Annotated in this window: 18 protein-coding genes and 1 riboswitch; of the genes, 5 read left to right on the top strand and 13 right to left on the bottom strand. The window is 60.7% G+C overall.

All coding sequences use genetic code 11. The features are described 5' to 3' along the window. Window positions 1-14: 14 nt before the first annotated feature. The 3 genes from JFN93_RS02995 to prsT are packed head-to-tail and all read right to left on the bottom strand — an operon-like array spanning window position 15 to window position 4,867. Entirely contained in the window at window positions 15-821 is an 807-nt protein-coding gene (locus tag JFN93_RS02995) for a polysaccharide biosynthesis/export family protein (protein WP_199382505.1), read from the bottom strand. A gap of 31 nt (window positions 822-852) precedes the next feature. Then, the gene (locus JFN93_RS02990; RefSeq protein ID WP_199382504.1) at window positions 853-2,214 is read right to left on the bottom strand and encodes a TIGR03013 family XrtA/PEP-CTERM system glycosyltransferase; all 1,362 of its coding nucleotides are present in this window, start codon (window positions 2,212-2,214) and stop codon (window positions 853-855) included. 10 nt (window positions 2,215-2,224) lie between these two features. Next, window positions 2,225-4,867, bottom strand: a complete 2,643-nt coding sequence (gene prsT / locus JFN93_RS02985) for an XrtA/PEP-CTERM system TPR-repeat protein PrsT (RefSeq protein WP_199382503.1) — start codon at window positions 4,865-4,867, stop codon at window positions 2,225-2,227. Between the two features lie 1,156 nt (window positions 4,868-6,023). Between prsT and JFN93_RS02980 the strand changes: the two genes are divergently transcribed. Beyond that, window positions 6,024-6,725, top strand: coding sequence for a CAAX prenyl protease-related protein (locus JFN93_RS02980; RefSeq protein ID WP_236021504.1), 702 nt, complete (start codon window positions 6,024-6,026; stop codon window positions 6,723-6,725). A gap of 261 nt (window positions 6,726-6,986) precedes the next feature. Here JFN93_RS02980 and JFN93_RS02975 read toward each other — a convergent pair whose 3' ends face one another. Beyond that, window positions 6,987-7,679: a PEP-CTERM/exosortase system-associated acyltransferase gene (locus tag JFN93_RS02975; RefSeq protein ID WP_199382502.1), complete on the bottom strand. Its 693-nt coding sequence runs from the start codon at window positions 7,677-7,679 to the stop codon at window positions 6,987-6,989. Window positions 7,680-8,593: 914 nt separating this feature from the next. Here JFN93_RS02975 and JFN93_RS02970 point away from each other — a divergent pair. After that, window positions 8,594-9,391 (top strand): PEP-CTERM sorting domain-containing protein, encoded by a 798-nt coding sequence (locus tag JFN93_RS02970; protein ID WP_199382501.1) that lies wholly within the window; start codon window positions 8,594-8,596, stop codon window positions 9,389-9,391. Between the two features lie 396 nt (window positions 9,392-9,787). On the opposite strand, the gene JFN93_RS02965 is transcribed toward JFN93_RS02970, so the two are convergent. The 6 genes from JFN93_RS02965 to JFN93_RS02940 all read right to left on the bottom strand — a co-directional run bounded on the left by JFN93_RS02965 (window position 9,788) and on the right by JFN93_RS02940 (window position 16,427). After that, complete coding sequence (locus tag JFN93_RS02965; protein WP_199382500.1) at window positions 9,788-10,852, bottom strand: nitroreductase; 1,065 nt, start codon at window positions 10,850-10,852, stop codon at window positions 9,788-9,790. Window positions 10,853-10,922: 70 nt separating this feature from the next. Further along, the gene (locus JFN93_RS02960) at window positions 10,923-11,795 is read right to left on the bottom strand and encodes a ThiF family adenylyltransferase (protein ID WP_199382499.1); all 873 of its coding nucleotides are present in this window, start codon (window positions 11,793-11,795) and stop codon (window positions 10,923-10,925) included. A gap of 22 nt (window positions 11,796-11,817) precedes the next feature. After that, window positions 11,818-13,545, bottom strand: coding sequence for a TolC family protein (locus JFN93_RS02955; protein WP_199382498.1), 1,728 nt, complete (start codon window positions 13,543-13,545; stop codon window positions 11,818-11,820). Between the two features lie 32 nt (window positions 13,546-13,577). After that, window positions 13,578-14,609, bottom strand: a complete 1,032-nt coding sequence (locus JFN93_RS02950) for an HlyD family secretion protein (protein WP_199382497.1) — start codon at window positions 14,607-14,609, stop codon at window positions 13,578-13,580. Continuing rightward, a complete protein-coding gene (locus JFN93_RS02945) occupies window positions 14,606-15,295 on the bottom strand; it encodes an ABC transporter ATP-binding protein (RefSeq protein ID WP_199382496.1) in 690 nt (229 codons plus the stop codon). The genes JFN93_RS02950 and JFN93_RS02945 overlap by 4 nt, the downstream gene beginning before the upstream one ends. Before the next feature lie 4 nt (window positions 15,296-15,299). After that, window positions 15,300-16,427, bottom strand: a complete 1,128-nt coding sequence (locus JFN93_RS02940) for an ABC transporter permease (protein WP_199382495.1) — start codon at window positions 16,425-16,427, stop codon at window positions 15,300-15,302. A 177-nt stretch (window positions 16,428-16,604) separates the two neighbouring features. Between JFN93_RS02940 and JFN93_RS02935 the strand changes: the two genes are divergently transcribed. Together JFN93_RS02935 and JFN93_RS02930 are read left to right on the top strand one after the other, a co-directional pair. Beyond that, on the top strand, window positions 16,605-17,378 hold the full coding sequence (locus tag JFN93_RS02935; protein ID WP_236021503.1) for a GAF domain-containing protein: 774 nt from the start codon (window positions 16,605-16,607) through the stop codon (window positions 17,376-17,378). A gap of 59 nt (window positions 17,379-17,437) precedes the next feature. Next, window positions 17,438-17,513, top strand: a riboswitch (cyclic di-GMP riboswitch). Window positions 17,514-17,645: 132 nt separating this feature from the next. Beyond that, complete coding sequence (locus JFN93_RS02930) at window positions 17,646-18,548, top strand: PEP-CTERM/exosortase system-associated acyltransferase (RefSeq protein ID WP_199382494.1); 903 nt, start codon at window positions 17,646-17,648, stop codon at window positions 18,546-18,548. A 114-nt stretch (window positions 18,549-18,662) separates the two neighbouring features. On the opposite strand, the gene JFN93_RS02925 is transcribed toward JFN93_RS02930, so the two are convergent. Beyond that, window positions 18,663-19,304, bottom strand: coding sequence for a LexA family protein (locus tag JFN93_RS02925; RefSeq protein WP_199382493.1), 642 nt, complete (start codon window positions 19,302-19,304; stop codon window positions 18,663-18,665). Window positions 19,305-19,466: 162 nt separating this feature from the next. Between JFN93_RS02925 and JFN93_RS02920 the strand changes: the two genes are divergently transcribed. After that, window positions 19,467-19,748, top strand: a complete 282-nt coding sequence (locus tag JFN93_RS02920) for a hypothetical protein (protein WP_199382492.1) — start codon at window positions 19,467-19,469, stop codon at window positions 19,746-19,748. A 48-nt stretch (window positions 19,749-19,796) separates the two neighbouring features. On the opposite strand, the gene JFN93_RS02915 is transcribed toward JFN93_RS02920, so the two are convergent. Together JFN93_RS02915 and JFN93_RS02910 are read right to left on the bottom strand one after the other, a co-directional pair. Beyond that, entirely contained in the window at window positions 19,797-21,617 is a 1,821-nt protein-coding gene (locus JFN93_RS02915; RefSeq protein WP_199382491.1) for an AMP-dependent synthetase/ligase, read from the bottom strand. Beyond that, window positions 21,596-23,560 (bottom strand): cyclic nucleotide-binding and patatin-like phospholipase domain-containing protein, encoded by a 1,965-nt coding sequence (locus tag JFN93_RS02910; protein ID WP_199382490.1) that lies wholly within the window; start codon window positions 23,558-23,560, stop codon window positions 21,596-21,598. The genes JFN93_RS02915 and JFN93_RS02910 overlap by 22 nt, the downstream gene beginning before the upstream one ends. Window positions 23,561-23,934 lie beyond the last annotated feature (374 nt).

The following is a 23,934-nucleotide window of genomic DNA, read 5'->3' as shown; positions in this document are numbered from 1 at the left end:
CCCGGCCACCACCGCTAGAAGAAACTCTCCTTGACCATTATGTAATCCCCAGCCTTGAGCTCGATGTTCTGGGAGAGATCCCCCTTCTTGAACAGCCGCTTTGCCTTCACCGGCAGCGATATCGGTTCGCCTGCCGTCTTGCGCCGGACTACCACGTCATCCTCGTCGGCGAACTTGGTGAACCCGCCCGCTTCCAAAATCGCCTCCATGACCTTCATCCCCTCGCGGTACTCGATCGCTTTGGGCGTGTTGACCGCCCCCATGACGTAGACGCTTCGGTCCAGGAGCAGGGGGAGGAAAAGGGCGTCGTTGGTCTGTAACTGGAGGTCCTGATCGATTTCCCCGCCGATGAAGAGCTTGTGGAAGTCGACGTTGAGCTTCTTCCCCTCCCGCAACAGGTAGGCCTTCTTCAAGTCGGCCCCCTTCACCTCGGAGATGACGCACAACAACTGCAAAAGCGACGTACGCCGGGAAAGGTCATAGACGGTAGATTTCACCCCGGAGCCGAACACGTACACCTTGCTGTTGGTGATCTCCTTAACCGTGACGGTAACCATCGGATTTTTGACCAGTTCTTTGAGCTTCACGGCGAGGGTGCTCTGCAGCGCGTTCGGGGTGACGCCGCTGGCAGAAACCTCTCCCAAGCCGGGGACGGTGATCTTGCCATCCGGACGAACCTTGACGGTGAAGCTGAGATCCTTCACCCCCCAAACGGCGACGTCGAGGGTGTCACCTTCCCCAATAACATATTCGGAGCCGAAACCGGCGTGGGGAAGCGCCAGCAGCAGCAAGAGGAGGCACCAGAGAAATCTTGATCGCATAGTTTTACCTCGTGGTAAGGAGGTCAAAGGTTCAGCGCCCGCCGCGTCCGAACAGGACCACCTTGACCGTCTCGAAAATGATCTGGGTATCCAGAAAGAAGGACAGGTTCTTGATGTAGTAAAGATCGTAGCGGAGCTTCTCAATGGCATCCTCAACGGTGGCGCCGTAGGGATACCGTACCTGCGCCCACCCGGTCAGGCCGGGCTTGATGGTGTGCCGCTTCGAGTAGTAGTAGATGTCCTTTTTCAGGCTTTCGACAAATTCAGGGCGTTCCGGCCGGGGGCCGATGAAGCTCATGTCCCCCCTGAGCACGTTGAACAACTGGGGGATCTCATCGATCCGGGAGTTCCTGAGGAACCTCCCGACCCGAGTCACCCGGGCGTCATTCTTGACGGCCCACACCGCACCGTTTTTTTCGGCATCGTTGCGCATGGAGCGGAACTTGTAGAGCATGAATGGCCTCTCTCCGCTCCCCACCCGGACCTGGCGGAAAAAGACCGGCCCCGGTGACTCCAGCTTGATCGCCAGGGCAACCACGGGGAAGATGGGGAGACTCAGCAGGAGCCCCACCAGGGAGAGCACAATATCGACGCTCCTTTTATAAATGTCGATGAGGGCATTGCGACGGAACCCGGCGGAGAAGATGATCCAGCTCGGGGTCATTTCCTCCAGGAGGAGTTTGCCCTGCACCATCTCGTAAAAGGTCGGCGCGTCAATGACCTCGATCCCGTTCAGCTTGCAGCGCATCATCTCCTGCAGGGGAAGTACCCCACGGCGCTCAGCGAGGGCAGGTACCAGCACCCCGGCGCGCACCTTGCGCGCGGTCGCCAACAGGTCGGGCTCCCGCGGGACCAGAAGCTCAGCCGGGAGCACGGCATCGCTCCCTTCGCAATCGAGGTACCCCGCCAGAGTAAAGACGCCATCAGTCCCGCTGATCAAGGAACCGAGCTGTTGAGCCAAGGGGCCGGTCCCCATGATCAGCACCCGGCGGGAGAACGGGGCAGCCGGTCCGCCGTTGCCGGCCAGGGCGTGCCAGCAGAACTGGAACACCAGGAAGAATCCCAAGGCAAGGAAAAAAACACCGCGACCCAACATCACCGTCGGATGGACGTAGTACACCACCGAAAGAAAGAAGAAGGCGGCGGCCCCACCTTGCAAACAGCAGGTCAATATCTCCGATTTCCGGGAGCGCCGGTCGAGCGCATAGATATCCATGAGGTAGGACGAGAAAATCAGGATGCCCACGAAGATGGCGGTCGACTTGAGCGACAGGTCCGTAAGCCAACTGTCACCCATCCCGGACCAGCGGAAGCGAAGCACCCCGGCACACAAAAGGGCAGCCAGCGACAGCACGGCATCAACGAAAACGGTTATGAAAAGCCCTAAATTCATGGTGGCGGCATCATTTCATCGACGTCAGGAGGGCACGGGCCGCTTGGCCGTCGCTGCCACCTGCCGAAGCCGATTTCTGCAGGGCCTGCACCGCCTTGGGCCGGTTGCCTGCCTCGCGGTAGGCAAGCCCAAGGTGATACTGCACACTGGGCTCGTTCGGGAGGACGGTAGCCGCCTTCTCCAAAATCTTGACCGCCTCGTCGCGGCGTCCGTTCTTCAAAAGGGCATACCCCAGGGTATCCATGATCCGCGGGTCCCCCTGGGCGGACCGGAAGGCATCCAAGGCAAGTCTGAGCGCCTCGGTTCGGTTGCCGTAACCGTCGGCGTAGAGGTAGGCCAGGTTGTTGAGTGCCGGCACGAAGGTAGGAACCCGTTCCAGAACAGCCCGGTATCCGTTGACCGCCTCCCGTTTCTTGCCGGTATTGTCCCAAAGCGACGCGCGGGCGAACAAAGCGGGAGCTGAGTCCGGCTGCAGCTTGAGCGCGTCCTGGTAGGAGGCCAAGGCACCTGCGTAATCTTTGCGCTGCTCCTGAAAGTGGCCCAAGAGCAACCGCGCCTCCACGTTCTTAGGGTCGGTCGCCACCGCGACTTTCGCCTCGGAGAGCGCCGCATCCGCCTGGCGGAAACCGTCGTACACCGTAGCAAGGACCACGTGTCCCTTGGCGGAGGTGGGAGATTTGCTGATCATGCGACGCGCTTGGTTTACCGCCTCACCGGAGTTGCGCATCGCGACATACGCCGAGATCTTGAGAGCGACCCCCTGCTCCTGGTTGATGAGTTCCACCTCGTCGAGCGTCTTCAGTGCCTCTTTGAACTTTTTCGCGCCCAGAAGAAGTTTCGCTTTGGCCTCAAGCGGCGCCAAGGATCGGGGCGCCGCCTTGGCAGCGTTATCGAGCACCTTGAGCGCCTTTTCGGTACTTCCCTTCTTCTGATAGTAGGAGGCGAGGACCAGGAAGGCTTCGGGTGAACCGATATCTACCGCCTTCTGGTAGTACCCCACGGCCTCTTCATCCTTGCCGCGAATCTCGCTCAGCCCCCCGAGGCTCAGCAGGGCGGAGACGTTACGCGGGTCTTTCTGCAGCAGGACCCCGAACTCGTTGGCGGCGCGGCCGTAATCCCCCCGGGCGGCGTAGTAGGTGGCCAGATTGCGGTAGCTCCCGGCGAAGCTCGGGTCGACCCGCTTCGCCTGTTCCAGGCTTTTCACCCCATCCTCGTTTTGGCCGCCGAGAAACTGCACTTGGGCAATGGCGTTGTAGAGCGGCGCATCGCCTCGGCTGCCATTGAGACCCGACTGCAAGAGGGCCAGGGTCCGGTCCCGCTTCCCTTGGCGCAGATAGTAGGAGGCGAGCAGGAGTCTGGTGCTCAAGACATCCGGAGCGGCGTGCACCGCGGTCTCCAGTTCGCTCTCCCCGGCAAGTTGCTGACCGCGGCTGAAGAAGTAGGCCCCTTTCTTGAGATGGGCCGGGACCAGTTTCGGATCGAGCTTGGTTGCCTGGGTGAATTCGCGCATCCCCTCGTCGAAGAGCCCCTGTTGCATGTAGGCACTTCCCAGGAGGTTATGCGCCATGGCGTTGTGCTCATCCTGGGCGAGCACCCTCTTGATCTCGGTAATGGCGTCGTCCACCCGTTTCTGGGACAGCAGGATCTGCCCGATCATCAGGCGGGCCTGCCGCGAGGAGGGTATCCGGTCCAGAATGAGCCGAAACTGGCTGAGTGCGCTCTCCAGATCACCTTTGTTGAAATAACAGAGGCCCAAGTAGTTGTAGGCTTCCACCGTCGGAGCGAACTTGATGGAGTTCTGCAGCGAGGCGATGGCATCTGCGTACTTCTTCCTCTGGAAACTGACGATACCTTTGAGCCGGTATCCCTCCCCCCGTTTGGGAAAGCGGCGCATGAGGCCGTCGGCCATGCCGTCGACTTTGTCGATCTCACCTTTTTCCAAGAGGACGAGACCAAGCCGGTACTCGGCCTGGGAGTTGTCTTTGTCGATCTGGAGTATCTTCCGGTAGGCAGCGATGGCACGATCCGGGGCACCCGCCAATCTTTCGACGATGCCGATTGCCATCAGCGCCTGCACGTTCCGGGGATCGGCCTGCATGACCTGATCGAGCAGGGCGCGGGCATCGGCGCTCCGGCCGAGAGAGATGTAAAAGGAGGCCAGGGCGAACTTCGCCTGGTGGCGCTGCGGGGCAGCCGCGACCGCCTGGCGCAAAAGCTCTTCAGCCTTTTCGTACTGCTTCGAATCGGCCAGGGCCATCCCTTTCGCCTCCAGGCCCTCCGAACTCCCCGGGTGCTTGGCCAGGTACTGGTCCGCCAGACGCCCCGCCTCGTCCCCCTTGCCAAGCAGATTCAGCACCTTGGCAAGCTCGAGGGTGGCCTCATCGCGGGAAGGATCCTGCTTGAGTACCTTCGAGAACTCCTTCTCGGCCTGGTCCAGCTTGCCAAGGTCGACAAATGCCTTGCCGAGCTGGAAACGGGCGTCGATGTAATTACCATCCTTTTCCAGAGCACTTTTGAAAAAGACCACCGCGGCTGAGGCGTTGTGCCCCTTCAGCTGTTTGACCCCCTCGGCATAAAGGGACTCCTTGCTCTTGCTGCCACATCCGAAACTGACAAGCACCACAAACAAAACAAGCAACGACCATACTCTCATGGTCCCCTCCGGAGCGCTATGGGACATAAACTTCTTCAAATTATTCAAATCTTAAAAGGTTAAGAGCCTCGAAAAATAACAGACTAACGGCTAATGATCAAGCAACTTCTTCGACAATCGGCTCCACCTTTCTGCCCCCGGCGATACGTTAAATGCCCGGAGGAAGGTAACAAATAACACCAGAAATCGGTAAGCGGATCGCAATGGAGCCGGTCGTCGGCGAGCCCCTTCAGGGGCAGGATTTCATAACCGATGAACAAGACATACTTAATTAGGGAAAGTGCCGCAATAATGTTTACTATCGGCTTATTCCTTGAAGACTTGAGTACTTACCGCAAAAAACATCCTGAGACGGGTGAACGGTCCGGGGGTCCCCCAAGTCACAGCGTCACCGGGTGAGGATTGGCGAAAAGCGGGGAATTGGCGGAACAGAATACAACGGTCGTCTTTGATGAGAGCAAGAACCTTACCAGCATCGGGTGTCGAACTTTTTTACTCTTGTCGCCAGGGTGAGAGAAAGCGAAAACAGTACCAGCAAAGGGTTTAGATAGTTGCCAGCACCTATCCTTCGCCCCTAAGTCCAGTTCCCGCGTAGGAATCATTGTCGGTTTTCTTTACACTGAGACAGTGAAGATGGAGTAACAGGAAGGGACGTTGTTGGGCGGATGGCACCACCATTGCAGATGAACGGAGCCCCCCTTGCGGTAGCAAGAGATGAAAAAAAGGATTGGCAGGATTTGTTGAGCATGTCGCCAAATCACCAGGGGGAACTGGTGGAAATGACGTCGGGGTGAACGTAAAAAGGCCTTTTCAAGGCCGGTACGGGATCGTTGATTAGTTTCTATAAATAATTTTTTTCACACTGGCGCGTTGTACCGAGGGCATTAATCCGGAAATCGTGACAGCTCCGCGATTCCGCGGAGGGGCTTAAGGGAAGTTTTCCGCGATCCCGGCGCACGGGATTCGGTTCCCCCGGCGCGAGACGGGTGCGCTTGCCGAGCCCCCATCCCGCCCTTCTTCCATCGGGGTACACGCTCCTGCGCCCCTCAAACATGTTGAGCCACAGGGAACTCCTGTAAATATTTCCGACACCCAAAAGCCGCATGTAAACCTTTCCGACAGCAATAGACACTATCCCGCCGGCCAAGGAGCCCAATTGCGACACCTACCTCACGATCACGCGGTTATCTCACGGGTTGCGCCATTTGCCCTTTTCATGGCGTTCATTGCCGTCGACGAAGGTGCGACCCTGCTCGCGAACCGGGGACTCATTCATCTGGTGCCGACCGACCTCTTTTATCTGTACCCGCTGAAGGTTTTGGCGGTCGCCCTGGTTCTGTTCCGGTTCCGGGCGAATTATTCCGAGTTCAACCTGAAGGACCTCGCCGGCGCCGGCACCTCCGCCACGATCTGCCTGATCGGAGTGGCAACGTGCGTCCTTTGGGTGGCAATGGATTGGACCACCCCCCTGAACGCGGCACCGCGCGGTTTCGACCCGACCCTGCTTCCAGAGGGTCCGGTCCGGGTGATCATGACGCTTTTCCGGGTCGGGGGAGCGGTTCTGGTCGTTCCCTTGATGGAGGAGCTTTTCTGGCGTTCCTTCCTGCTGCGGTACCTGCTGAATGCCCAGTTTGAAACCGTCCCCATCGGCAGTTTCAGCTGGGGATCGTTCATTGCGACAACGATACTCTTCGGTCTGGAACATCATCTCATTATCGCGGGCATGGCGGCGGGAGCGATCTACAGCCTGATCCTTTACCGGACCCGGAGCATCGCCCAATGCGTTCTCGCCCACGCCGTCACCAACCTGAGCCTGGCAGGATATGTCCTTTGGACCGGGAAATGGAGTTTCTGGTGATCGCCGCCCCTGCGGCGGCCGGAAGGCATGCCCCGCAAAAGGTTGTGCCGTGCGCATGGATTGCTAGGCAAAGGTGGGCCGGCGAGCGACCATGGTCGCAAAAGCGCCCATCCGCAGGGAGTAGGAAGTAGAGGGGAAGCAAACCGGCAAGCGAAGCAGGAAGGAAAACGGCACCTGCCGCGGTCTGCTTTCGGAGAAGACCCGGCTTTGCCAAAGCCGGGCGAAGGAGGAGGAAAGTTGCCTCTTGAGTTTGGCAGCGCCCTAATGGGCGGAGGTCACCCCCGCGCAGAGGCGGGCATATTCCGGATTGACCTCGGCCAAACGGTCCCTGATGGACTGGAAGCTGGTGAGGTAGGGAGCCCGCAGGCCGTGATAGTCGATTTCCGGGCCGGCAGGATCGAAGAAAAAACCGACTCTTTTGAGGAGCAGGTGGAGCCCACGGGCCATGGCCATGTAGATGTGGATCCCGGGGCGCTGCATGCATTCGCGGAAAACGCACATGTAGAGACCGAGAACGATCTCGTTGTCGGCCTTGCGCCTTTCGATGGCAAGGCGCCGGCTCTCCTGATCGGGGAGTTCGTGACCCTCGTACAGAAGATTGTCCGATGCCCTGCGCCGGTAGTCCTTGCTGATGGCCAAGCGGGAGACTTCGGCGAGGCAGCCGGGATCGATGTGGGAACGATCCACGTCGATGGTGCAGTGCTGCTCAATCGGAAAGCCATACGGAGAGGCGAGAATTAGTCGGATGGTACCGATCACCTGGGCGTCTCTCTTCGCGATCGCGACATAGTGCAGCGAATAGTCGTCGTACTCGTCTTTTTCAACCCCTTCGGGGTGATCCTCCGGACGTTCGAACCCCCACTCGTCGCAGTACACCTTGTAGCGGAGCCGGTAAACCTCCTCGATCAGGGGGTCGTCAAGTTCGACTTTCTTAAAATCGAAATATTCACTCATTGGTATCCCCCCAAACAGGTAATGAAGTAGCCCCCGCGGCAGCGGACCGGTTTCCCGTCGGCATCGCCATTTTTAGACAGGGCTCATCAAGAAGTCAAGCGCTATCTAGTAGCCCTTCCGGACAGACGGCCTTGATACCACACAGCAAGAAGGAGACCAAAGAGAAATATCCGGCTCCTTCCCCACCGCCGGAACGCCCTACGCCCCCCCCCGCTCCTTAGCCAAGCCCGATCCCCGTCCAATCGCACGCCACGGTTAATTTGTTTCCAGGCGCAGCCAGCGGGCCACTCGGGTGGGTCCTCACGCGGCTCCCCCCCTCCCCCGGTTGCAGTAAACCTTGAAGCGCAGCCGGTAAACGTCTTCAATCAACGACAGCCTCGGGTATCTCTCGCGAAGCCGGGAAGGAAGAGCTATCTCTCGCGCCTCCCCGGGGGTGTCGGCTCACCGACACTTCACCGCGGCAAACGCAATCTCCCGTAATGCCATACCCAAAAGCTTCCCCCGTCTCCCCCTTCTCGGAGGGTTCGCACCGAAAGCGCCGAATTCCACCGCAAACGGCGGAAGCAAACGATTCTGGTCGGTTGCGCCCTGATCCCCGGCGCCATCTCACGTCTTGATACCTCCACCGCGGACCGCGACGTAGCCAGCACCGGTGTCTGTAAAATTTCCCAACTTCGATTGTCGATTCTCCTTACATAAATTGCACTACAGATTGCCCTATCCTTGTTCAAGAACAGAAGAAACCGCAAGTTACGCGATGGCACCCTCCTTGCTTTATGACAGTCAAGAGTTCTGCATCAGCATCCCTACAGCAATACCGATTGACAGCGCAAAAGAAGTCAACGTGTCCAGATACCCTTTTGCACCACGTAATACGGCGGTTAATTGTAATTCCAATCGAAAAGGAGAGAAAAATGAAGAAACGGATCGTAGCATTACTGGCAGGTCTGCTCCTCTGTGGAGCATCTTCTGCAATGGCAAACGTGATTTTGGATTCCTGGCAAATGGACCTGAGTGCTTATGGCGGTGGGACCTACACGAACATCGATCGCCTCACCATTGACGGCAACGGCCAGGTCTTCCAGACCCTGCCGCTGGCCCTCGGGGCATCCTTCACGGAAACCGCCGTTCTCGGCGTGGTAAAAGGGATCCACGAGCCAGGGAACTCCATTAGCAACCAGTTCAACATCAACCTCGGCCCCTCCAACCAGTTCCTCTACTTCCAGGCTAGTGGGCTGCAAGGGAAAGTGACCGGCTTCGACGCGACCGGGTTCACCTATTCGTTCACCCCGGGCGTCGGGAGCATCGAACTGATCCTCGACAACGACGGCACTGCCGGCACCGCCGACGACAACGTCCTGGCAACTTTCTCCGTCGTTGCACCTTCCGGCGGTCACGACAACGGGAACCTGGGCGGTGCCGGTGAAACCGGGACCACCAACCTTACTGCTCGGTTCGACAGTGTGGTAGCTGGCCTGTTCCACACCTCCACCAACCTCGACTTCGCCTCCCTCTCTGGGCTGACCTTGGGCTTGGTGAACACCAACAACCTGATCACCGGCGTGACCCCGACCGCCGGCGGCGTCAATCTGGAAGTCGCCAGCTCCGGCCAGGTCAACATGGCGGTCGTTCCCGAGCCCTCCACCATGCTCCTGCTTGGTGCCGGCTTCATGGGTCTCGCCATCTTCAAAAAGCGCAAAGCTTCTGTATAATCAGTCGCAAAAGCTAGGCATAAAGGGGCGCCCTTCCGAGGGCGCCCTTTTTTTATCCTTCCCAACGATGTCGTTTTTTTAGCCACGAACCATCAATGAAAGATGGTCCTTCGGGTCAGGGACGACATCAACGGCAACCGCAGTGAATGGTCGCCTCCGGTACACAACGCAGTCACCTAATCCACCTTTTGCCCGATATAAAAAAGCCGGCTGTACCGTTTACGGTAGCCGGCTTTTATTTGATTCATCAAGGATACTGCCACCGGCTGAGTTCGAGGCAGCTTCCCCCGCACCCGTCTCCGCCACGGCAGCGGAACTGACCAGGGAGTCCGCCGCAGCACGGCAGTCAGTATCCAAACGACGCTCCTTAGCGCCCCGATCGTCGGAGGCGAAGTTTCACCCCGTCACAACCTCAACCGGGATGCGGAGGGATCTGGCGCTCGGCGGCGCACTACGGCCGATCCGGAACAGGAGGAAGGCGCTCGATGCAGGATCCCCAACCAGAGCCCCCACCTCTTCGCCGCACCTTTTAAGCAGGGCAGCCTGCTCCGGCGAAAAGGCACCGCCGGCACCGGACGCAACCTGGCCGATCAGAAACGCAATGCCGGCGGTGGGCTGGAAACTCAGCCCCAGGCGCGTCGCCTCCAGCCAGACCCGCTGGAATAGCCGCCCGGCGTTTACGTATGCCGCGGGATCGTTGCCGACGATGACGACGGCACCAAGCGCCGACGACGATAGCGCGAGGGTCTCGGCGGTCTTGCCGATGATGCGGGTAACCCCGAAGGGGGTAGCCAGTCGGAGCAGCGCCCAGTTTCGGAAGGCGCGAAAGGCTACGGCGTCCATGGCGGATAACTCGAGGGTCTGGAAATCGAGCCCGTCCCTGGTCCGCAGCGCCTCCTCGTTGTCCCACCGGATGTGATCATAGAGAAAGTCGTGCAGCCCCCGGTTTTCAAAGACCATCCGGTCGTTGATGGAAATCGCGCGGGCCAGGGTCTGTTTCTCCCGAGGGTCCTCGAAGATCCTCACCACGCCGTCCACTCCTTCACAGGCGCAGGACAACAGCTGCCGGCGCTCTTCACCGCTGAGTTGGTAGGAGCGGTCGTAGCGTTTCCGATTGGTGGCCCGGCCCTCCAAAAACGCATAGAGGGGATCCGGCAACCCCGACATGGGCTCAAGGTTGATATCGGCAACGAGGTTGGGCTCGGCCGGTTCGGGAAAGAGGGAGAACTTGGGCCGGAGCCCCTGGGTGGAGGCCGCTATGGTGAGATTTTCGAGAGCTGCGCCATGAGCGACGAGGGAGGCACTCTGTCGATGGTTGTAGACGGAGGTGTCCTTCTCGGGGAGGTTGTAGAGGCGGATTCGGGCGCCGGTCACGGCGAAGTGCCAAGGCTGGCAGTTGTCGCCCGATGGGGCGAGGATAGCGCTTTCCAGGAGCTGCTTGATGCTTGCCGATTCGGTCATGGGCGCTCCTTTTCCGGCCCGGAGCGGGCCGCTCGCGGGAGTATCGGGAAAATTGGTTGGTTATGGCGCGTCATCTTGCCGGGTTGGGACGCACCTTCCGAAGGATCAGCCACTTTTTGAGTTTCTGCAGCGGGTTTTTCCCCCCCATAAAGAGAAAACCCCGCTTGAATTTTCCCAACAGGAGGTCGATCTGGAGGTAATGCGGCGCAGCAAGGACCGTCCCCTTCCCGGTAACGATCTTAGCCACTTCCGTGGCGATGAGCGAAGCCGCCATGGTGCAGGCCGGGGCAACCGCCGGGCCGGTACGGTTGGCGAAATTGACCTTGGAAAGGTCGAGGTAGCGGATGTGGTACGGCTGCGGCCCGAGCCCGGAGGCGAAAGAGGCTATCTTTTCCACGAAATCCATCTCGTCATCGATGCCGAAGTAGTCGTCGAAGGTCATCCCGGTCGGGGAGAATACCTGCAACGTCGCACCGAACCCGAGCGGTGCCGAGGTGATGGCATAGATCCCCTTCTCCCGGCACCGCTGGAAAATGGCGCGGCGGATCTCGATCTCGAAGAAATCGATGCCGTCGACGTAGACATCCACCCCCTCCAGGAACGCGTCCAGGTTGTCGAGGGTTACCCCGTGCTCGAAAACGCGGACGTCGGCGTAGGGATTGATGTCCTGCACCATCTGGGCGAGGACCTCCGCCTTGGGCTTGCCGAGCGTCGAGCTCATCGCCCCGAACTGGCGATTGATGTTCACCGTGTCGAAGGTGTCCAGGTCGGCGATGGAGAAGTTGCCAAGGCCCAGCCGCGCCAAGGTAAGGAGATGCAGTCCCCCTACCCCGCCGGCCCCGGCCACGGCGACGCGGGCCTTGAGCAGTTTTTCCTGTTCGGCCTCGCTCACGAGACCGATGTTGCGGGAAAACGCATCTCTAAGATAGGTTTCGGCGTTCAAGGCTCCTCCCGTTTCCGGTTAATCACTTCTCCGATGACTCCACCAGCCGTTCCAGCAGTTCCTCGCTACCCCCCTCCGAGACAACGGGAGCGGCAACCGCAGTTCCCCGTGGCGGCGCCCCTGGCATAGGAACCGCGGGAGCGGAAAAGGCCAAAAGCGAAGCTACGCGCGGTCGGCCTCCCTTTTCCGGGGCAGCCGTCACCGGGGGGCGAAAGGGAGAACCGGCCACCGGATCCATTAAAGGGAGCGGCGACCGTGCCGCCCCATCCACCGGACGCGGCCGGCCCGAGGTTGGTTCCGGCTTTTTCTTTTCCGGGGCAAGTGCGGGTGCCTCCGGCTTTTTCTTTTCCGGGATCAGTGCGGGCGGTTCCGGCTTTTTCTCCGGAGCAACGGTCCGGGACAGACGCGTCAGCCGCCGGCTCAGGGCATCGAGGTCGAGTTGGTAGACCTCCTCCTCGACAAGCCAGGGATCGACCGTCATCGACGCTGAGGCCTCGAGCTGGGCCAGGTCGGTTCCCAGGTCATTGAGCGCCGCGACGTAGTCCCCGTAAGAACGGATCAGTTCCGCCTCACCGTCCAAAAGGTCGGCGAATTTCGCCGTCCCTTCCTGGTACCGGCTCACCCGCTGCTCCAGGCGGGACTCCGCCACCGCTACCCACTTCCGCGCCGCGTCGATGGTCATTTGGCGGTTCTGCACGTTGCGCCAGGAGCTCTCCGTCTCCAGGGCCACCTGCTTTTCCAGTTCTTCCCGCTGATAGCTCTGCTCCCGGCGGATCGCTTCGGCCCGCTCCACGGTCTTGCGGGTCTTCCCCCAGTCGAAGAGCTGCCAGTCGAGCTGAGCCATCACCATCCAGTACTGAGGCCGCTGAATGTTGGTCTCCTTCTGCACCGTGTAGCTTCCCACCAGCGAGCTTTGCGGGTAGAGCGAGCTGCGGGTGACCCCGACCTCGGCCTCGGACTGGATCACCTTCTCCCGCGCCCCCTTGAGGTCCTCCCGGTTGGCGGCGGACTCCCTTACCGCATCGGCGAGGGAAAGATTCAGGTTGAACCGGTGCGACCTCCCCTTGAGGATGAATTCGCTCGTGCTCGGGAAATGGATCAAAAGCCGCAACCGGCTCACGGCGAGGGCGGTACGGTTGGCACAACGAGTGAGCTCGGCTTCGGCGGAGAGAAGATCCGCCTCCTGGGTGAGCACCTCCTCCCGCTCGGCATACCCTTCGGTCTGGCGCTCTCTCAGGACCCTGAGCCGCTCCCGTTTCGCCTCCAGCAGCGTACGCACGACCCGTTCCTGGAGCTGGTCATTCAGCACCTCATTGAAAAGGCGCTTCACCTCGAGGGTGATCAGCTTCCGTTGCCGATCCAGTGCATACTGCGCCCCCCTCTCCTCCGACCGGGCCCGCTCCAGGGATCGAGTGAGGTTCCCCCCCGTGAAAAGGGGCTGCTGCACGATCAGACTCGCATCGTAACGGTTGTTGTCGCCGATCGGGATGTTCACGTCATGGGGAGGTACCCCCGGCGCGAAGGAGTTTCCGTTGATGATGAGCCGGTCGTGCGGAGCGATCAAACCGTACTCCCCCTTGAGGCGCAACGAAGGATAGAACGCGGCCCGGCTTGCCGCAGCCCCCTGGGCCGCCGCAGCGACGGACATCTCGCCCGATTTGAGCCCGCTGTTGCGGCCAAGCGCCCAGGAGACGCAATCGTCCAGCGAAAGTTCAGCGCCGGACGCGGGTTGGAGCCCGGCAACCACCATACAGAGGCTCGCACCTATGCAGAGGTAGCGCATCATCTTTTGAACTTGACCGTGACGGTCATACCGCTTTTGAGCCCGGAAGTATCCTGGAGATTGATCCGGATCTCCTGACTGTTCATGTCATAGGATGCCAGCGGGTCGAAGGTCTTGAGGGATTTTTTCTTTACCGCCGGCAGCACCGAGGAAACCGTTCCGACATAGACCTGCCCCGGCGCGGCATCGGTGGTTACCTCGACCGGCTGCCCTACCCGGACCCGGCCGACGTCGGATTCCTCCAATTCCGCCCGCACCCGCAGCGCGTGGGGATCGATCAGCCGAACCACCGGCATTCCCGGCTCGACCGTCTCCCCAGCCTCCTTCAGCTTCTCCGTAATCAGGCCGTCTCGCGGCGCCCGGATCTCGTGATCCTTGAGCTGAGCCTGGAGAAAGGCCAGATCGGCAGCGGCCGACCGTACTTGGGAAGCGGCTTGCTGGATTTCCTCGCTGCGGGTCCCGCTCTTTTGCTTGAGCTCGTTTTGGCGCGCCTCTTCGTACTGCTCCAGAGAAACCTTCATCTTCTCTTCCATCGCGTCGACGTCTGCCTTGGTGGTCGCGTCCTTTGCGTAAAGCCGCTGCTGGCGCTCGAAGTCGGTCTTCGCCTTCTCGTAGACCACCTTGCGGCTGCGGGTCAGGTTTTCCGACATGCGGATGTCCTGGAGGCGGTTTCCCGCCCGGCGTTCGGCCAATTGGTCCTTACGCTCGGCCAAGACCGCCTCCGCCCGCTGGATCTGGGCTCGAGCTTTGCCCGCCTCTACCTGTGCGATCAGCTGTCCCTGCTTGACCAGGTCGCCCTCCACCACGAGGAGCTCGCTTACGGTCCCCGCTACCTGGCTCCCCAAAAGGAGATCGTGACTACTCTCCACCACCCCCTTCGCGTAATACGAACGCTCCTGCGGCGTTGTTTTGGAAGAGTCGGAGACGACGGGCGCCTTCTTTTGGAATAACCTCGGGCCGAAAATGGCCAGCGAGACGGTGACCAGGCCGAGAACCACCATCGAGACAATAGGTGCGCGTGACTTGTTCATGTTTCCTTCCGTTTCTCCGGGAGCATCCGGCCGTCTTCCATGCAGACGACACGGTCGAAAAGATCATTGATCCGGTTGTCGTGGGTGGCCACCACGACGCAACAGTTCTGCTCCGAAGCAAGTGTCTTCAGCATTTCCATCACCGTTCGGCCGTTTTCATGGTCGAGGTTGCCGGTCGGCTCGTCGGCGAGAATCAGCGGCGCATCAGCGGCCAGGGCACGGGCGATGGCAACGCGCTGGCGCTGCCCGCCGGACAGCTCCCGCGGCAGAAAGTTCATCCGCTTGCCGAGCCCGACCGCCTCCAGGAGTTCCCGGGCCCGCTGGTCGGCCACCATCGGATCGATCCGCTTCAGATTCATGACCAGCATCACGTTTTCGTAGACCGTGAGCGGCGGGAAGAGGTTGAACCCCTGGAAGATAAAGGAGATGTACTTCTTCCGGATCGCCGGGAGATCCCGTTCGTCGAGGCTGGTGATGTCTTGGCCGAAGAGTTCGAGGGTCCCCCCGGTCGGCTTCAGCATGCAGCCCAGCATGGAGAGAAGGGTGGTCTTCCCGCTCCCGGAAGGGCCGAATAGCCCGATGAGTTCGCCGGACTGGAACTCCAGGTCCACCGAAGCCACCGCGGTCACCTCCAGGCTCCCCTCCCGATAGATCTTGCTCAGCTCTTTCGCCACCACAGGAACCATGCAGTCACCCACGGAACAGGATCGCCGGATCGATGTTCTTGATTTTCTTAATGGAGTAGAATGCCGAGCAAAGACACATGAGCATGGTCATAAGCAGGATGATGAGGTTGACCGATGTCTTCACCACCATGACCATCCCTCCCGCCTCATACATTTTCACCGACGCCAGGGTGACCAGCAGGCTCACCGAATAGCCGACCAAGGCGTTGATTGCCGCCTGCGAAACTATGATCCGGGAAATCTCGGCCGTTGAGGCGCCCAGCGCCTTCATGGTCCCGTACTCCTTGATGTGCTCGATGGTGGAGTTGTAGATGGTCTGCCCGACAATGAGCATCCCGATGAAGAAGCTGACCATGATCGTCAACAGAAAGGAGAAGCCAACGCCGGTCTCGATGGTCCAGTAAAGACGAGTCTTCGAACTGAACTCCTCCTTCGAGAGGACGTCCATGGCAGGGAGCTTCTCCCTGAGGAGGCGGATGACCGTCCCTTTGTCGGAGCCGGGGAGGGTCTTGATGATGAGAAAGACGGTGTTGTCGTGGCCGACGTAAGTGACGAGCTCTTGGGCCAAAGAGTAGGAAGTGAAAAGGTAGGGGGCGGTGGTGAATGACTTCACTCCGCGGGAAATCCCCATGATCTGGATCCGGCGCGCCATCACGTCGCGGTAATCGCCGACTTTGAAGGCACCGAGCCGCTTCACCGCGGACTCATCGACGATCATGAAGTTGCCGTTCTTCACGTCGCTGGGCCTCCCCTCTTTCAGGTCCCAGGGGCCGCCCACCCCGCGGTCGGGTTGGTACCCCATGATCTCGACCTGCTCCTGTCCGCCGTTTTGCTGGCGGATCATCCCCCAACCGATGATCGCCTTGTCGACCGACTGCACGCCGGGAACCTGAAGCGCAGAGTAATAAAAGTATTCCGGGAAGGGCTGGCAGAAATCGAAGTTCTTGCTGTTCTTCGAGGTGACCCATATATCACCGGCGGTGTGGTCAATGAGGACCGATGATGCCTCCATCAGCCCCTGGTAGATCCCTACCTGAGCGAAGATCAAACTGACGGCAAAGACTACCCCCAACAGCGTGAAAAAGGATCGCAGTTTGTCGTAGAGTATGATCTTCAAGGCGATGTAAAACATGGACCAACTTATACCATACGCTTTACAGGTCCCGCAACCTTGAAAAGAATTTATGATAGCCTTCTTTTTCAAAAATCCTGGACAGCTTTTAAACTCAAGCTATCATTGATATCTCCTGAGACAGTCAGCAGCAGGGTTTTTGAGTGCTAGGTAATTAATTCTCTAGAGTGAGGCAACATGAAGATGCAACCGAGCACCTGCCGAGACGCCCAGCAGGACCAGTTCGTCAAGCTGGTCGGCCTGGCAAACTTCCTTGAGCAGCAACAAAGCCTGGACCAATGCCTGTCCGAACTGCTGGATCAGGCGGCCGCCATCATCAAATGCCGGACCTGCTCGATCATGCTCTTCCGGGACGACCAGTCCGGCGGGGAGTTCACCCTACGGATCTTCGCCAAGCACGGCGACCTTCCGGCGTCGGCCTCGCAGGAGGCGGTAAAGGTGAAAGAGGGGATCGCCGGACACGTCGCGGCTACCGGGCAGCCGCTTCTGGTCCAGGACATCGGCAGCTCGCCGTTTCTGCCCAAGGCGCGCCGTCCCGATGCGCCGGACAAGGGATTTCTCTGCGTCCCGATCATCATCGCCGAAAAGGTGATCGGAGTGCTCAACGTCTCTACTCCGGAGGACGGGCGGCTGCTCTCGGGGGACGACCTGAACCTCGCCTCGTTCATCGCCATCCTCACCGGAAAATCGATCCAGGTGATTCAACTGCAGAACCTGCTCCGGTCCCGCTACGCACAGATGGCGATCGCGCGGGAGGGGGATCAGGTCCTCAAGGAGGCGGCGGCGCACGACCCGGAACGGCTTTCCAAGATGCTCGCCAAGTCGTTCTACCGGGAGATGGCGCACGCCGGCTTCGGCAGCGACCACATCGTCGGCGCGGCGACGGAGATCCTCTCGCAGCTAAACGACAATCTCTCGAAACACAAGACGCGCATCCACCGGGACGCATAAATTCTTCTGTACTTGCTTTGCTCTTTGATGTAGGCTCCGGTCTCTAAATCTTAGGCTGATAACGACAATACTAAACCACTCGCGAGGGTGGGGCGGAAAGCCATAGGATCTCTCTGAGACAGCCGGGTTGCCGAATTATCTTTCACCTTGAAAGGTCCGGCACCCGGCTGTTTTGTATTTGCGCGCGTCCGAACGATCAAGCAGTCCCCTCATGGAAGCTATCGAGAGCACGACGGCATCGGCGCCGCCCTTGGGAGAGAAAAAATCATGCAAGCAAACCCTGGAAATACCGCAGTCAGAAACCAACTGCAGACGGCGGACAACTTCGACCATTGGTTCGATCTCGTTCCGGCAAACACCCCCACGCTGCGAGAGCACGCTTACCGGCTCCGGTTCCAGGTCTACTGCAAGGAGAGAAATTACGAGGACCCGAGGAACCACCCGAACCAGTGCGAGTCGGACGAGTACGATGTTCGCTCTTCCCATTCGCTGCTCATCGAACGAGCGACCGGTTTGGTGGCCGGCACGGTACGGCTGATTCTTCCGCACCCGGATGGCCCGGGGGCAAGCTTTCCGTTCCAGCGGCTTTGCACCGTTCCCCTGTTTTCCGATGCGCGCCGGTTCGCCAACTGTGCCGAGATCTCGCGTTTCTCCATCTCCAAGGAATTCCGGCAGCGCACCCTGCAGCAAAGCGCGATGCACTCGGCGCACCAGTGCCTCGCGGCGAGCCCGGTGCCGGAGAGCCTCATGCCCTGCCTCACCCTGGGACTGATCAAGGGGGTCATCCACATGAGCGCGATGCAGGGGGTAACCGATCTTTTAGCGGTGATGGAACCGGCACTGTTGCGCCTTTTATCCCGGCTCGGGGTTCATTTCCACAAGATCGGCCCCCTGGTGGAATTCCATGGCTTGCGCCAGCCCTGCCACATCGATCTGGAAACCCTGCTGACCCGGGTCGCCAAGGAGCGCCACGACGTCTGGAGGATCATCACCAACGAGGGGCAGCTTATCGACCTGCTGAACCACCGCCACCCGCAAACTCGACGGCCGAGGGGAGTTGTTCCCGGCGTTTCCGCCCAGGCGCCCTGCCGCGCGATCCCTCTGCCGGAGCATGAGGGAAGCTTCCATCTCCGAATAAACCCGCTCCCCCAACCGCCGTCCCGTCTCTAGCCGGAGCAAAAGAAGCCTATTCCGGCCCGGCTCGGGAATGTCATCAGCCCCACCCAACGCCGGAGATACCGACCGAACCGCCTCTTGTGCCGGGGCTCGAGCCTGCAGGTGCGGTCACATCGGTATCCTGCGCCACACGTCCACGACGACGCCGATGATTCGGGTTTTATCATCGGGGTGGAACGGGGCATAGGCGGGGTTGTCGGCGGTCAGATATACTTCCTCGTCCTTGATCCGGTAGCGCCTCAGGATCGGCTCGCCCCACAGGTTGTTCACCAGGACCACATCCCCGCTCTTCTTCTCTCCGTCGGGGCGCAGGATCACCAGGTCGCCGTCGCGCAGCGTGGGAGCCATGAAGTTCCCGTGGCAGATCATCGCATAGCACCCCTCGGGAAGGTTGGGGACCGCTACATACTGCTGCGCGGGGAGGCCGCCGCGGGGAAGTTCTTCCGGAACCCTTGCCAAAAGGGGCGCCTTCACCGTCGTGGCACCCTCGGAAGGCGCGGCGCCAGGGGCGGCACGCTCCCCCTCCGCTGCCATGCCGGCGCCGCCGATCAGCCAGTCGGGGTCGAGCCGGTGGGTCTGAATGAGGGCGATCAGCAGCGTCTTGGAAGGAAGCTTCCTGCCGCCCTCGATATTGCTGAGAAACCCCTGACCGATACCGACCGACGCGGCAAATTTCTGCTGCGTCATCCCCAGGGTCCGCCGCGCCTGGCGGATCCGCTCCCCGATTCCCTCGCCATATTCTTCGCCCATGAATATTCCTCAAAAATATTTTTGCCGCCCGACAAAGATTCCTTGACAGACAATTTATCGCGTTGATATAGTCATTTGCACCATACTAACCAATTCGGATCACAAAAACAACCAAATTATTTCTCTGGAATATTTAGCGGGTCACAGAGGAAGGAGGTCGGCATGAGAGGGGCACACTACCGTTTGTTTGAGGTGACGCAGTTGCTGCAGGGGGACGTGGTGGGAAACGCCCTGATCGATGATGTTCTTAGCGCCTGCTTCGACTACACCATCGCCGACCAGGACGCCCTGGGGACCCTGGTTCAGGCACTGGACCGGGTTAACTGTCACTTGGAAGGGGAATGCTCCGCGGCGCGCCCCCTCTTCCACGGGACCCCGGCGGAGGTTTCCGTCTGGGCCGCCGAACTTACCGACGAGATCTACACCAATTCGGCGGGACTGTAACCGACCGGAAAGGGGGGCCGGGGCAATGGCGCGATCGATGCCGCCCCGCTACCCCTCCCGGTACATTTCCTCGATGACCTCCCGGCAGGCCGCCGCGATCGCCGGCCGTTTCTTCTTGAGGGTAAAGGTCATCAGACCACTCGCCAGGGTCCACTGCTCGACGATGATCCGGAACCTGATGATTTTCTCGTAATTCCTCGTGGTCGGCTTCCCATTGTGCAGGCGCGCCAGCTCGCTTTTCACCAGGGCCACCACCGCCGGGTGCTGCGCCGCCGCGTCCCCGGCGGGAAGATCGATGCCGTTTTTCCGGGCGTACCCCTCGATCGCCGGAAGATCCGGCACCACGAGCGCCGCCAGGTATTTCCGGTCCTGACCCACCACCATCACCTGCATCAGGTACGGGCTCAAAAGGAGCGCGTTCTCGATCGGCTCAGGCTCCACGTTTTCCCCACCCCGCAGCACGATGGTATCCTTGGCCCGGCCGACGATAACCAGATCGCCCGCCTCGGTCAGCACCCCGAGATCCCCGGTATTGAGCCATCCATCCCGGAGCACCTGTTCGGTCGCCTCCGGGTCCTTGTAGTAGCCAAGCATCACCTGCCCACCCCGCGCCCAGACCACCCCGGGCTGTCCGGCCGGAACCTCGATGCCATTTTCCCCGACAATCTTCAGTTCGGTTCCCGGAAGCGGCTTACCCACCGTTCCCATGGGGTTGTCGTGGGGGACCCGCACGGTCAGCACCGGCGAAGTCTCGGAGAGGCCGTACCCGTTCAGCAGGGTCACCCCCGCCACGGCGAAGAACTCGTCGAGGTGGGCCGGCAGCATTCCGCCGCCGCTCACCGCGAAGCGGAGCTCGTTGCCCAATCCCTGCCGTACCGCCTTGTAGATGAGCTGTTCGGCAAGCAGGTGCATCGGGTAGCTCGCCAAGCCGAGCAGACGCGCCGCACCGGCACCGCCGCGTCCCGCCCGGTGGAAACGGCGGCTCCCCTCCAGGAGCATCTCCAGAAAAGCCGACCAGCGGTGCCGGCGGAGGCGGTCGGCGACCCCCTGATAAAGCAGCTCCCACAACCTGGGCACCCCGGCGACGATGTTGGGGCGCACCTCCGCGAGGTCGCCGCGAAAATTGTTCTTGTCAGTGAACGTGAGGCACCCACCGCAGGCCAGGGCGAGGTACTCGACGGTCCGCTCGAACATGTGGTACGGGGGGAGCACGCAGAGAAACCGTTCCCGGGGATGGATCGGGAGGTTCTCCCGGATCGCGGTGACGTTGCTGATCAGGTTGGCATGGGAGAGCATCACCCCCTTGGGGTGCCCGGTGGTGCCGGAGGTGTAGATGATGGTCGCGATGTCCCCGGTGACGATCTGATCCAGCCGCTGGTAAAAGCGCCGGTCCCCGGCCGCAAGCAGCGCGCGCCCCGACTCCCGGAGCTGCCCCCAGGGGATAACGGCCGCGCCCGCCCCGCCGGGGTCGCCGAGTCGAACCACGAAGCGCAGGGTCGGCGCAGCCTCCCGGAGCCGCTCGATCGGCTCCGGAGGGAGGTCGGTGATCACGGCGGCGAGATTGGCATGGTTGGCGATGAAGGAGAGGTCCTCGAGGCTGAAGTCGCTCCCCCGGGGAACATCGATCCCCCCAACGCACAACACTGCCAGGTCGGCGATGATCCACGACGCACCGGCGTTGAGCAGGATGCCGACCTTTTCCCCGTAGCCCAGACCGAGCTCGACCAGGGCGGTCCCTACCTCGGCCACCGCCTCGAACAGGGCGCCATAAGAGACCTCGCACCACCCACCCGCCCGGCGCTGCCGCACGGCGGGGTGCTCCGAATGGGCCTCAGCCGCCTGCCGGATCAGGGAACAGATGGTTGCCATGGTCCCTCCTGCTCGCCCCTCAGGATCAGGCGCTCGATCTCATCCATCCTTTTGAGGGTCGCCTCCTCCCCCTTCTGGATCAGTTCCTTTCCTTGATAGAAGTCTCCCCAGCTATAGCCCGCCACCTCCGGATAGATGGTGACGTCGGCGCCGCCGGCCCGGTCGCGGGTGGTGCGGGCGAACATGATGGAGAAGGAGCGGGCAAGGGTGTTCAACAGAGAGGGGCTGCCGTCGCCGGGCCACTCCTCGGCGACCCCCTTTTCCACCACCGAGGCGAGTACGAAGTTCGCCCCCTTGTTGATGATGACGTCCACCGGGAGGGGGTTCACCAGCGCGCCGTCGGTATACCAGGTCCCCTGCATCAGGTAGGGGCGGAAGATCCCCGGGCTGGAGATGCTCGCCCGTACCGCCTGGCTTACCGACCCTTCGTCGAGGACCACCTGCCGGCCGGTCGCCATATCGACCGCGATCACGCTCAACGGGACCTTCAGATCGAAGAAATCGGCGCCGTCGAGCATCTCCTGGAGCACGGTGAGGATCCGGTGTCCCTTCAGCACGCCGCCGCCGGTGATGCAGTAGTCGAAGATGTTCCGCTTCACCTGGCGCAGCGTGGAAAAGTACGACAGGCAAAGGTCGATCGCGGCATCGGCCGAGCCGGTCTTCGCGTAGAGGGAGCCGATCAGCGCGCCGATGCTGCAGCCGGCGATGAGGTCGATCGGGATGCCGTTTCGCTCCAGCGCCCTAAGCACGCCCAAGTGGGCCCAGCCCCGGGATGCCCCCGAACCGAGCACGACCCCGACGCGCCGGCGGCAGATTTCCCGGGCCAGTGCGCAGACGACCCGGTCCCGCTTCTCCTCCTGCGTGCTCCACCAGACCTGCGGCATCTCGCCGAGGTTGAGCCTCTGGCGGATCTCGGAGCGGAAAAGCCCCTTGCCGGCCTGAACGTGGCTGGTCCCGATCTTAAGCTGCACGGTGTGAGGCTCGATGATCTCCCGGATCCGGGCGAGCTTTTCCTCCACGGCGCCCAATTCTTCGGGCCGGTTGGAAATGAGGTAGAGCACCCCTTCGGAGAGCTGCAGGACGCGCCGGCTCACCGGGGTAAGTTCGGGCGGGAGGACGAGCAGCACCAGGGAGAAGGTGTGCTTCAGCAGTTCCAAAAGTGCGGAGAGGGAGGTGGAAAGGTCGGTGAGCAGGAGGCGGCGGTCCTCGCCCGGGAGCTGGAACACCGTGACACCGTCGGCGGTGCCGTACCAAGCGTCACCCACCTGTCGGCGGGTGATCTCCCGGGAAAATTCCTCGATCAGGCGCGAGTCCGGGCAGGGAATCCTCTCCCCCCCCAGTTCGCGCACCAATTCGCCGCCACTCGCCGGAAAATCGACCACCAGGGTGCGCTGGCGGGTTTCGCAGGCGGCCACCTGCGCCAGTCGAATTACGAAGGAGGAGCACCCAAGGCCGTCATTGGAGGGGATGATGCTGAAGTAGCAGGGCGGTGGGATCCGCTCCCGCTGGGTCGCCCCGGTCAGGTTGCGCGACGAGACGATACGACTGACGTGATAGGCAACCTTGGGCTGGTTATACAAGAGGGTCTCGAAGTCTTCCTTCCGGAGCACGAAAAGCTCGACGTCAAGAACCGCCTTCGCGGTCGCCTTCCTCGGTTCTCCGGTAAGGAGGGCGTACTCGCCGAAGAAATCGCCTCGTTTCAGTTCGGCCAGGAGAGTCTCCGTCCCCCCCTCCTGGACCGAAACCCGGACCAGCCCGGAGGCGATGACGAAGAGGGTGTCCCCCCGCTCCCCGGCCCGGCAGAGGACGGTCCCCTTGGGAGAGCGGACTCTCGTGAACTGGCCCGCCAGGCAGTTCAACTCCTCGTCGGGGAGAAACGAGAGGAACTCGATCTTAAGCAGTGCGGCGCAGATCTCAGGGATACTGGCATCCACCTCTTGCATGTGATCCTCAACTTTCTAGGTCTTTCAAAAAATGTCGTGAAGAATGCGGAGTTTCATAACAGAAGAAGATGCCACCTACTGGCAGAAAACTTTTTTAATAGGTAAACGTTTATCAAACTTTCTACTCAAAAACAATCGTAAGAGAGATTTATTCCTGCTGAGTCTCAGAAAAAAGCCCTCCAGAAGCTCCGTCCATTCGCCCCCCGCAGTATTTACGCGAGACATTGCAGTCGTCGGCGGCGTACCGGCAGAACCTGTGTTCTCGCTTTTCCAGTTCCTTATCCGGTTCGATCAGAAGCAGGTCGGTCAATAAGGAGGAGTGCGACCTCCCTCTACCCGTTATTTCTGGAATTCTAACTTCCGTACCGGGTGGG

Origin of the sequence: Geomesophilobacter sediminis (genome assembly GCF_016458275.1) — a bacterium.
GTDB lineage: Bacteria > Desulfobacterota > Desulfuromonadia > Geobacterales > Geobacteraceae > Geomesophilobacter > Geomesophilobacter sediminis.
This window is presented reverse-complemented; position numbering and strand designations above follow the sequence as displayed.